Annotated in this window: 9 protein-coding genes; 2 read left to right on the top strand and 7 right to left on the bottom strand. The window is 33.6% G+C overall.

Annotated elements, in window-relative coordinates; translation table 11 throughout:
• Window positions 1–68 precede the first annotated feature (68 nt).
• Window positions 69–464 (top strand): DUF983 domain-containing protein, encoded by a 396-nt coding sequence (locus tag ACTPNM_RS04875; protein ID WP_274639181.1) that lies wholly within the window; start codon window positions 69–71, stop codon window positions 462–464.
• Between the two features lie 55 nt (window positions 465–519).
• Here ACTPNM_RS04875 and ACTPNM_RS04870 read toward each other — a convergent pair whose 3' ends face one another.
• The 7 genes from ACTPNM_RS04870 to topA all read right to left on the bottom strand — a co-directional run bounded on the left by ACTPNM_RS04870 (window position 520) and on the right by topA (window position 9,976).
• Window positions 520–1,569, bottom strand: a complete 1,050-nt coding sequence (locus ACTPNM_RS04870; protein ID WP_440120840.1) for an NAD(P)/FAD-dependent oxidoreductase — start codon at window positions 1,567–1,569, stop codon at window positions 520–522.
• 75 nt (window positions 1,570–1,644) lie between these two features.
• On the bottom strand, window positions 1,645–2,505 hold the full coding sequence (gene gldN / locus ACTPNM_RS04865) for a gliding motility protein GldN (protein WP_440120839.1): 861 nt from the start codon (window positions 2,503–2,505) through the stop codon (window positions 1,645–1,647).
• A gap of 18 nt (window positions 2,506–2,523) precedes the next feature.
• Entirely contained in the window at window positions 2,524–4,059 is a 1,536-nt protein-coding gene (gene gldM, locus ACTPNM_RS04860) for a gliding motility protein GldM (protein WP_440120838.1), read from the bottom strand.
• Between the two features lie 43 nt (window positions 4,060–4,102).
• The gene (gene gldL, locus ACTPNM_RS04855; RefSeq protein WP_274639177.1) at window positions 4,103–4,744 is read right to left on the bottom strand and encodes a gliding motility protein GldL; all 642 of its coding nucleotides are present in this window, start codon (window positions 4,742–4,744) and stop codon (window positions 4,103–4,105) included.
• A gap of 50 nt (window positions 4,745–4,794) precedes the next feature.
• Window positions 4,795–6,174 carry a gliding motility lipoprotein GldK gene (gene gldK, locus ACTPNM_RS04850; protein ID WP_274639176.1) on the bottom strand — a complete coding sequence of 460 codons (1,380 nt, stop codon included), beginning with the start codon at window positions 6,172–6,174 and terminating at the stop codon, window positions 4,795–4,797.
• Between the two features lie 96 nt (window positions 6,175–6,270).
• Entirely contained in the window at window positions 6,271–7,431 is a 1,161-nt protein-coding gene (locus tag ACTPNM_RS04845) for a formimidoylglutamase (protein WP_440120837.1), read from the bottom strand.
• A 58-nt stretch (window positions 7,432–7,489) separates the two neighbouring features.
• A complete protein-coding gene (gene topA / locus ACTPNM_RS04840; protein WP_440120836.1) occupies window positions 7,490–9,976 on the bottom strand; it encodes a type I DNA topoisomerase in 2,487 nt (828 codons plus the stop codon).
• A 199-nt stretch (window positions 9,977–10,175) separates the two neighbouring features.
• Here topA and miaB point away from each other — a divergent pair, with 199 nt between their 5' ends.
• Window positions 10,176–11,630: a tRNA (N6-isopentenyl adenosine(37)-C2)-methylthiotransferase MiaB gene (miaB, locus tag ACTPNM_RS04835; RefSeq protein WP_440120835.1), complete on the top strand. Its 1,455-nt coding sequence runs from the start codon at window positions 10,176–10,178 to the stop codon at window positions 11,628–11,630.
• Window positions 11,631–11,644: the final 14 nt, after the last annotated feature.

Raw genomic sequence — 11,644 nt, 5'->3', positions numbered from 1 at the left:
TATTTTTGTTGAAATTTGTGCAAACTTACAAAAAGCAAATAGTTAATTGAACTTAATACCTAGAAGAAATGTTTGGAAAAGGAAGTAAATTGTATAGTATTTTTAATAATAAATGTCCTCGTTGCCATGAGGGAGATTTTTTTAAATACAAGCTTAACTTCAACCCGAAAAAAGTTACAACTTTACACGAAAATTGCCCTAAATGTAATTTAAAATATATGATGGAACCTTCTTTTTTCTTTGGTGCCATGTACGTAAATTATGCACTTGCCGTGGCTCTTTTTGTTGCTATTTTTATTATTGCTAAAATGTTTATTGGCTTATCAATTTTGCATAGTTTTATAGCTATTATAGTTGTTTCATTAATATTAACACCTATTACACTAAGACTTTCAAGAATTATTTGGATAAACCTTTTTGTGAGTTATAAAAAGGATGCTAAAGAATTACAATCAGAAAAATAATTTTACAAGGGATAAACTTACTATTTCCTAAAATATAAGAATATAAAAAGGTTCGTTATTCAACGAACCTTTTTATATTTATTTCATTATCCAATTCTTCACCCTTTTCTAGATGATTGAACAAGTTTTCAGCAACAGTTGGTGCAATCATTACACCTCTCGTTCCTAAACCGTTTAAAACAGCTAATTTTGAGTATTGTGGATGTTTTCCTACTAGAGGTCGTCTGTCTTTTACCGTAGGACGTATTCCTGCTGATTGTTCGATAACGGTATATGGAACCGATATTATTTTTTGTAGTTTTTCTTCTAGTTCTTTTCTACCCTCTACAGTTGGAATGGAAGTTTTATCCGTCCAATTAAAAGTTGCTCCTACTTTATAAGTATCATTACCTAATGGCATAACAAAAACACTTCCTTTTAATAAAAAATCTATTTGTAGTTCGGGAGCATGAATTGTTATGGTTTCTCCTTTGGTTCCATTTAGAGGCAAATAATTAAAAAAAGGATTTTTCTTCAAACCAAACCCTTCACTAAACACTATTCTTTTTGCCGTGATGTTATCATAGCTGACTTTATCTTCTGAAATCTCTACTTTTGAATAGTCAAAAGCTTGCTCTACGAGACTTTTTAATGATTTGATATATTCTTTATAGACTTTCACTAATAAAGGCGTGTCAACTCTCCCTGTACCTTTTAGTTCTCCAAATCCATAATCACCTATAATTCCTTTGATTTTTTCTTTTGAAATTTTTGGATTCATATAGTTTGACAACATCGGTTTATCAGAAGCTATGAACCAATTATTTTCGTCTCCTACACTGGTGAATACTTTTTTAGTGGTAAATTTATAATCTAAAGTAACTTGTAACTTTTCTTCTAATTTTTGATAAAAAGGAATTGCTTTTTCTAATTGTTCATGCCCATTCCAAACCGGTGTAAATCGTTTTAAAATTACAGGATTGTATACTCCACCAGCAACTACAGAAGAAACTTGTGAGTTGTTTTCAAAAACTATAAAGCTTTTATTATTTTTAATTAATTGTTCTGCAAAAGCTATTCCTGATAAGCCTAAACCAACAATAATGTAATCTACCTCTTTATTCATAGTTCAAAAGTACTATTATTACAACAAAAAAGAGCTTGCAATGCAAGCTCTTTTTTGTTTATATAGAAAGGAATATTAATAATTCCACATATCCATTTCTCTATTACGGATACCTTCTTTAATTCTATTTGCTTCTAACAACTGGAATAAAGAGTTTCCACGAACATAATCTTTTATAGATCTATCTCCATAAATATTCTCTTCTTTCAAAATAGTTGAGTTAAAGCGTCTTGCATTTAACAAGTTATCATAAGAAAGTGGTTGTGCTGAATTTTCTGGATTAAATACTTTTGATTCATGTAATGTTTGTCTAGCTGCTGGGAAAAACACCCAAAATAGCTCATATACATTTTCACTATCATCAATTTCTTCTACTCCCATTACCTGTACATCTGGCCCCATAGGTGCTAATGCTAATAAACGATACTTTAATTCACCTTGACGTTTGTCAAAATACCAAATACCTTTTAGCATATATCCTTTGATATCTTCAGATTTTACAAAATAAGGATCTATATAATCTCCATTTTGACGTTCGTTATACGTCATCATTTTAACCTCTTCCATTCCTATTTTAGTAGTAAAATAAGAGTCATTATAAACCTCTGTTATTTCACCATTTTTAATACCTTTTAAAAGAGTATCAAATAGAGAACGTCTAGTTAACCCAGCATTCATAGTATCAATTGGGTAGTAATAAGGAAGATTTATTTTTTGGTTTAAATCTACATACTCCCACACCACTTTAGACCACAATACATCTCTATCACTAATATAGCCATAAGGAAGTGGTTTGTCATCTTCTGAAGCGATTTGAGCTTCAGATTTAACTCCAATTTCATCTACCTTTTTAGCATTTAAAAGGTTAGCTTGTGCACTTGCATAGCTTGTTGCCGCAAACGCGAATAAAACCATATAAAAACGCTTCCAATTCATACTTTCTTATTTTACTTATTAATTTGTAATTTCTACACTAACAGGCAATACTTTCTTGATTCTATAATTAGATCCAGAAACTGATGCTTTGATATCAAAAATCGTAATAACATCATGTCTTCTTGCCTTACTAATTGCTGCTTTTGCTCTAGAGTTTAAACCTCTTCCGCTTACAGGGATTGCAACTTGACCTGGTACTTTAATTTTAAAGCTAGATACGTTTAGTTTTAAATCGAATAAGAAATCTGGTAAACCTGCAGCAACACTTATTCTTCCTAAACTTGCTTTGGGCATTTTTACAGTACCATATTGACCTCTTACCATACCTACAGCTGGTGGTATGTCTTTAATTCTAAATTTCTTAACAGATCGCACACCTTTTGATGCTCCCGTTGGAGTTCCAGTAACTACGATGTTTACTTCACTTCCTTTACCTGGATACATAGTATACTTGTCTCCTCTAACTCTTTTTAATCCTGGAGCTCTTGCAGAAACTTTGTTTCCTGGTACTCCTGGAATAGAGATAGTTAACGGATTAGCTAAACCACGATATACTACGTTCATTTTATCTGCTGAAACTAAAGCCTCATTTGGTCTAGGAATTACTGCATAAGCTCCTTTGATATCTATCTTTACAATAGAATCTCCTTCTTTAAATTGGAACTCTCCTTTTAACTCCTTATCTCCAACATTTCCTGCTGGTCCGTCTAAAATAACTTGTCCTGCTTGAATTTTTTCTTGCTCAACTTCTTCATCGTTGATAATAACTTTTTCTGCAGTTAAATTAGGATCTTTTTTACCTAATACAATTCTTCCAGATAAGTTTTCTCCTGGATAATAAGCACTCTTGTCAAAAACAACCATTGCTTCATACTTGGTCATAGACACAGCACTTTGTAACTCTCCTTGTAATAAAGCTGTTAAAGCATCAGACTCAGTTGCTTTAATATCTGCCTGGATTTGAGTTAACTTAGTTAAAGAAGCAATTAAAGGAAATCCTTCAAAATGATATTTTAACCAGTCAATTTTCTTACCATCTTTATTTTCTACTTTGTCAGTATTAAAACGAGCAGCTATAACACCTGCTACTTCTGTACCTTCTAAAGCAGTTACTGCATCATTTCTGAAAGCATCTATCTTAGCAACAAACTCTTGTCCTGCTTTTGATATTTTACCCCCTTTAAAGAATAACTCATCTAAAAACTTAGACTTATCCATTGTTTCATATGCTTGCTTGTCTTCTAAATCACCAGTCATCTGACTTTTTAAATCTCCTACATAAGCATATAATTCATCTGCAGCTACTTTTAACTTATCTGTTTTCTCTTTAGCTTCACCATATTGTTTAGCTTGTTCTGCTGCTTTTTGAGCTAACGTTTCGTAAGCTGTTTTATTTTTCTCAGTAGCTTTTTCGTTTGCTACTGTTAACTTTTCATTCATTAATCCAAAGGCTGATAATACCTCTTTACTCATGTTCATTGCTAACATTGCAATAAACACTAAGTACATAAGGTTAATCATCTTCTGCCTTGGTGATAGTTGTCCTCCTGCCATATTAATTAGTTTGTTTAGTTAATAAATTAGATAAACTAATTAATTATTTATTAGACATTGCAGTTAACATTCCTCCATAAACTCCATTTAATGAAGATAAGTTTGTTGCTAATGACTGCATTTGCTCTTGTAAACGTTGAGAGTTTTCTACCATAGCAGAATTTAAATCAGCTTGTTTACTAGCATTTTCTACTTGTGTTTGATATAAGCTATTTAAAGACTCCATTTGAGCTGCTGCTCTAGACATTTGCTCATTGTAGCTATTAGTAGCTGAAATTGATTGAGAAGCTGAAGCTAATGGCTCTACTGCTCCTTGGAAGTTTTTAATGCTATCTCCTAAACGAGATACTAATTGAGCATCTAATTTAGCTTCGCTTAAGATATTATCTAATTTTTGAGATAACATGCTTTGTGCTTCTTCTGGAGATGCTTCTTTACCTTTTTTTCCTCCTAATGATTGACCATCTGCTAACTCTGGGTATACTTTTGTCCAATCTAAATCGTCTTCAACTGCTTCAAACGCTGACAATGCGAAAACTGCTGCTTCAACAATCATACCTACCATTAATACTTCATTTCCAAAAGGCCAGTGTAAAATTTTAAATAATGCTCCAATGATAACTACTGCGGCTCCTAAACCGTAAGCCATATTGAACATTTTCTTCGTTGATTTTGATTGTGCCATAATTCTTGATTTTTAAATTTTGGGGATTAATATTTATTCTTGTTTTCTTGTTAATTACTTTTATTGGTACCTAAATAATCTTGTACTGTTCTAAACCCGATATAACTTCTTGCTGTATCTGCATATTCCCAATCACGAGAACTTACTTCTAAAAAGTATGCTACATCTTTCCAAGATCCTCCACGGATGATCTTTCTTCTGTTTTCTTTAATCTCTACGTTAGGGTTCATTGTAGATCCCATGTAGTAAGACATTTGGTTATAAGCTGTATTTGTCCATTCAGAAACATTACCTGCCATATTAAACAGTCCGTACTCATTAGGGTTGTATGACATAGCTTCAACTGTATATAAAGCACCATCTGCAGCATAATCACCACGAACGGGCTTAAAGTTGGCTAAGAAACATCCTCTATCGCTTGTTGTACTTGGTCCACCCCAAGGGTATTTACCATAGTCTAAACCACCACGGGCAGCATATTCCCATTCAGCTTCAGTTGGTAATCTGAATGCTGGTACTAAACCTAATTTTTTTCTTGATCTTTGGAAGTTGTTTTTTGTTTGAGTTCTCCAGTGACAAAATGCTTTTGCTTGATTCCATGTCACTCCAACCACAGGATAGTTTTCATATGCCTTATGTCCAAAGTACTCTTGATGCATTGGATCATTATATGAATAGTTAAAATCTTTAATCCATACTGTTGTATCTGGGTAAACATTAATAACCTCGTCTCTTAAGAAGTCTTTTCTATTTTTACCTGTTCTAGCTGCAGCTTCATTATCGAACCAGTAGTATCTATAGTTTAATAACTTTGTATTGAACGTTCTAATTCCATTTAAAGCTTCATCTTTCTTTATATACAGAGAATCCATTACTTCTACATAATCTGCATCAGGATACTCTTGAGAATCCCAAATAAGTTCCTCTTCCCAATTTAATGGTTTCAAAGAGTCTAATCCTTCTCCTAACTCGTAGTAATTTTCACGCATATATTTTTCATACGGAGTTTCATTTACTGTATCTTTTGATCCAAAAGCGTATAATTGAATTCCTTGTGCGTTTTTACCTGTACTAGCCACATCATCTCCTCCTAAAGAAGCAAACTCTGCCTGATAGGCTAATTTAGTTCTTGTAATAGAGTCTCTTACCCAATGAACAAATGCTTTATACTCACTATTCGTTATTTCTGTTTCATCCATATAAAATGGTTGTACAGTAACAGTCTTAGTTGGAGCGTTCATAGCTCCCATAGGATCTTCATCTTGTTTACCCATAGTAAAAGATCCTCCTGGGATTTTAGCCATTCCATATGGTTTCTCCGCAAACCATTTTCTTTTAGACTTTACTCCTACCAATTCTCCTCTATCTCCACTTGAACCACAAGAGTAGATGATAGATGCTAACAATGCAAGTACTGTTATTTTTTTCATATTATATCTTTCTTATAAAAGAGGCGTAAACCTATTATTTTTTTTATTAAAAAACAATTACGAGTTATTATTTTTTACAGAACATACAACTTTCTCCTAAACAAGCTTTTGCAGTGCTTTATACCACCTCTCTGGTGTTTTTTGCTGCAACGCTTGTTCATAATCTCGATAGTTACATGGTATTAACGCATGTCTTTTGTGTTTATTATTCGATATTAAATTTATTTCCATCCACCAACGACCACTTTTATCACTTTTATAAAAGTTTATTGGGTCGTCATCATTCAAAAGCACCGTGAATTTCTGATAACTTTCTTTTGTTGCAAATGGGTAATCTTTGGCTCTTGAATTCACTCCTTCTATGAAGTACCAAATCACTTGAGCTATTAAATTCGCTGTTTGACTATTAGAGTCCAACTTACTGTTATACTCATATATTCCAAAAGATGTTACTTTATCACTAATTCCTGCATAACGTGCAATGGCACATATTTCCTCTCCATAAAACCCATTAGGTGAGGCATTTTGGTTAGCAGGAGCTTCACTTTGTCGAACACTACCTATGTCTATACTTACAACATCTGCATCACGCATTATAGGTTCAACCAACGTCACATCTTTCACCTGTCCTAATCTGTAAGCATCAAAATACAATTTATCTAGTAAATTAATTTCTTCTTGTGAGTTAAAGTATGTTTGATAACCAATATTACTAAAATTAAATAAATTGTTTGGTTCTTCCATAACAATTCTACTCACATATGATCTTGAACTTAGCTCTTCTTCTATAGTACCTAAGTCAAATCGGCTATCTACGGCCACTAAATTAACTGTTTGCTCTAACTCATCATAAGCTCTATAATTCGCATAAGTTAAATCTTGTCCTCCACCAATTATTACTGGAAGTATATTTTTTTTCAGTAAAGATGCTACTGATGATTTAACAGCAAAATAGGTATCTTCTAAAGTATTACCTTTTTCTATATTCCCTAAATCAACTATTGGTGTATGCCAATTCCCAGGGAACAGTTGATACAAGTGCTTACGAATTTCATGTAGTTCTTTACCACTACCAAAATTATCTACTGCACCTCTATCATCTTTGACCCCTAAAATAGCTATAGAAACCTCTGTCAAGTCTGGAAAACCATCTTGGACAGTATGAAGTTGAATATTTCTTCCCAACGCGGAAGATGGCTGTAAAACTACGTGAGCAGCTACAGAATCTTCAATAGGTGTAAAGAAGTCTATATTCATTATAAGGGGGAATTTAAGTGTCGCAATATACTAAACTATTTTTTTTCTGAAAGCTTCTTTATTTTTTTTTGGCAGCTTTCTTTTTGGTTGCTTTTTTCTTTGGCGTTTTTGCCTCTATTATTTTAACAGCCTCTTCTTGTGTTAGTTTTTCTATTTCTGTGGTTTTAGGGAGCTCTACTTTTATCTTTCCTTTTATCACATTAAAACGCCCCCAACGTGCTTTCTCTACGCGAATACCAACTTCTTCAAAGTTGTGAATTAGCTTTTCACGCTCTTTTCGTTTTTTATCTTCTATTAATTCTTCTAAATCTGCCTGACTTAAATTATCAAAATCGTATTTTTTATTTACGTTAATAAAAATAGAATTCCATTTAATAAAAGGTCCAAAACGTCCAACTCCTTTTTGAATTGGCATACCCTCATATTCTCCAATAGGAGCATCTGCTTTCCTTTTTGCTTCAATTAACTCAATAGCTCTATCCATGTCTACAGACATTGGATTTTCCCCTTTATCTAACGATACATATTTACCGTCAAATTTAATATAAGGCCCAAATCTTCCATTAGCTACAACAACCTCTTTCTCTTCGTAGTCTCCTAATGTTTTTGGTAACTTAAACAAATCCATCGCTTCTTCATAGGTTATGGAATTCATTGTTTGATCTCCTTGTAAACTTGCAAAACGAGGCTTTTCTTCATCCGTTGCTTCTCCTATCTGCACCATTGCTCCGTAACGTCCTAAACGCACATAAACATTCTTACCACTCTCTGGATCAACCCCTAATAAACGCTCTCCTTTTGCTCTTTCTGCATTTGCGGCAACATCTTCTACTACAACATGAAAGTTTTTATAGAAATCTTTAATCATTGCTGTCCAGTCTTCTTTTCCTTCAGCAATTTCATCAAACTCATTTTCTACTTTAGCTGTAAATCCGTAGTCTAAAATAGTATCGAAATTAGCAACTAGGAAATCATTTACAATATTTCCAATATCTGTTGGAACTAACTTTCCTTTATCAGAACCTACCTTTTCAGTTAAAACTTGCTCTGACACTTCTTGATTTGCTAAACTTAACTGCGTATAATCTCTTTCTTTTCCTTCTACGGTGCCTTTCTCAATATAATCTCTTCTTTGAATAGTTGAAATGGTTGGTGCGTATGTAGAAGGACGACCTATACCTAACTCTTCTAAACGCTTTACTAAAGCTGCTTCTGAAAATCTTGCTGGTGGTCGTGTATATCGTTCAGTTGCTGTAATTAACTCATTAATTAATGGCTCTTTAACCTCCATTTTAGGTAACATTCCTGCTTGTTCCTCTTCTTCATTATCGGTTCCTTCTAAATATACTTTTAAGAAACCTTCAAAAGTGATTACCTCTCCGTTTGCAGTAAACTGTTTCTTATTCTTATTGTTGTCTATTTTTACAACAGTACGCTCTAACTGAGCTTCGCTCATTTGTGAAGCTAACGTACGTTTCCAAATTAAGCTATACAATCTTGTTTGATCATACTCACCTGTAATTTCGTGATTCTCCATATTTGTTGGACGAATCGCCTCGTGAGCTTCCTGTGCTCCTTTTGATTTTGTTGCATAATTACGTGGCTTACTATATTCTTCCCCATAAGAAGCTATAATTTCTGCTTGAGCTGCATTCTTTGCATCATCAGATAAATTTACACTATCTGTTCTCATATAGGTTATCAACCCCGCTTCATACAAACGTTGCGCTACCATCATTGTTTTAGCAACAGGAAAGCCTAATTTCCTTGATGCTTCTTGCTGTAACGTAGATGTTGTAAATGGCGGTGCCGGAGATTTTCTTGCAGGTTTTTTTTGTAAATCAGCTACAGAGAATTCTGCTCCTAAACAAGAGTTTAAGAAATCTTCTGCTTCTTTTTTTGTTGAGAAATTTTTTGCAAGCTTTGCTTTAAACTTTTTCCCTTCTGCATTTATAAATTCTGCGTCAACTCTGTAAGAAGCTACTGGTGTAAAATCTTCAATCTCTCTTTCACGCTCCACAATTAAACGTACAGCTACCGATTGCACTCTACCTGCTGACAGACCTGGTTTAACTTTTCTCCATAAAACAGGAGACAATTCATACCCCACTATTCTATCTAACACACGTCGTGCTTGTTGTGCATCAACTAAGTTATAATTAATTGTACGTGGATTTTCTATTGCTTTTAAAATTGCATTTTTAGTAATAGAGTTAAAAACAATACGTTTAGTGTTTTCATCTTTCAACTTTAATTGTTCCGCTAAGTGCCATGCTATAGCCTCTCCCTCGCGGTCTTCATCGGATGCTAACCAAACAGTTTCTGCTTTCTTTGCTAAGTCTTTAAGTTTCTTTACCACCGCTTTTTTATCAGTAGAAACTATATACTTCGGTTTGAAATCTCCTTCTACATCTACACCTAACTCTTTAGATGGTAAGTCTGCAATGTGTCCGAAACTCGATTCAACCTGAAAGTCCTTACCTAAAAACTTCTCTATCGTTTTTGCTTTAGCAGGTGACTCAACTATTACTAAATTTTTTGCCATACGTCTTATATCTCTTATCTCATTTTACACCTTATTAATATAGGCATAATTCGGTTTGCAAAAGTATATAGTTTTTTTTTAATGGGTTATTTTTAACAAAATTTTACTTTTTCTTAAAAAAACTATCCATGTCAATTTGTCACAAATTACACTTTTTGGTTGTATCTTTGCAGCCTATTTTAGTACGATTTAAGGATTTATGGAACACGTAGAGAAAGTAATTGATGAGAAAAAACAAGGAAAAGCCCTTGTTACAGAACACAAAGAAGGAAACAGCAAAAAGCTTTTTATAGAAAGCTATGGTTGTCAAATGAATATGAACGATAGCGAAATTGTGGCGTCAATTTTAGCTGAACAAGGTTTTAACACCACACAAAACCTGGAAGATGCAGACCTTGTACTGGTTAACACCTGCTCTATTCGTGAAAAAGCTGAAACCACAGTTCGTAATAGACTTCAAAAATACAATGCTGTTAAAAAAACAAACCCAACGATGAAAGTTGGTGTATTGGGTTGTATGGCTGAACGATTGAAAGAGAAGTTTTTAGAAGAAGAAAAAATCGTTGATTTAGTTGTAGGTCCTGATGCATATAGAGACTTACCTAACTTAATTGAAGAAGTTGACGCAGGTCGTGATGCTGTAAATGTAATTTTATCAAAGGAAGAAACATATGCCGATGTTTCTCCTGTTCGTTTAAACTCTAATGGAGTTTCTGCATTTGTTTCAATTACTCGTGGTTGTGATAATATGTGTACATTCTGTGTGGTTCCTTTTACTCGTGGTCGTGAGCGTAGCCGTGACCCAAAGAGTATTATTGAAGAAATCCGCAGTATGCAAGAAAAGAACTTCAAAGAAATTACTTTACTAGGTCAGAATGTAGATTCTTACTTATGGTATGGTGGCGGATTGAAAAAAGATTTTAAAAAGGCTTCGGAATTAGCACAAGCTTCTGCTGTAGATTTTGCACAATTATTAGATATGTGTGCTAATGAATTTCCAAAAATGCGTTTTCGTTTTTCTACATCGAATCCGCAAGATATGACTCTGGATGTAATTCATGTTATGGCTAAACACCAAAACATTTGTAAATATATTCACTTACCTGTTCAAAGCGGAAGTAACAATATGTTAGAAGCTATGAATCGTCAACATACTCGTGAAGAATACATGGAGTTGGTTGACAATATCTACAAAATTGTTCCTGAAATGGCTTTAAGTCAAGATATGATTGCTGGTTTCTGTGGAGAAACAGAAGAAGACCATCTTGACACCTTAGACATGATGAACTATGTAAAATATAGCTTCGGATTTATGTTTGCATATTCAGAAAGGCCAGGAACCTTAGCTGCTAAAAAAATGGAAGATGATGTTCCATTAACTATCAAAAAACGTCGTTTACAAGAAATTATCGACCTACAACAAGAACATAGTTTATACAGAGCTAAAGAACATGTAGGAAAAATTCAGGAAGTTTTAATTGAAGGAACTTCAAAAAGAAACGAGAATGAATGGAAAGGTCGTAATACACAAAACACCGTTGTTGTTTTCCCTAAGGAATATTATAAAATGGGAGATTTTGTAAATGTAAAGATTGAAGATTGTACTTCTACAACCTTAAAAGGTAAGGCTGTTGGGTACTCAGACAATAATTAATTTTTAGAAAAAAG

The organism is Tenacibaculum sp. Ill (assembly GCF_051938915.1).
GTDB classification, from domain to species: domain Bacteria; phylum Bacteroidota; class Bacteroidia; order Flavobacteriales; family Flavobacteriaceae; genus Polaribacter; species Polaribacter larymnensis.
This window is presented reverse-complemented; position numbering and strand designations above follow the sequence as displayed.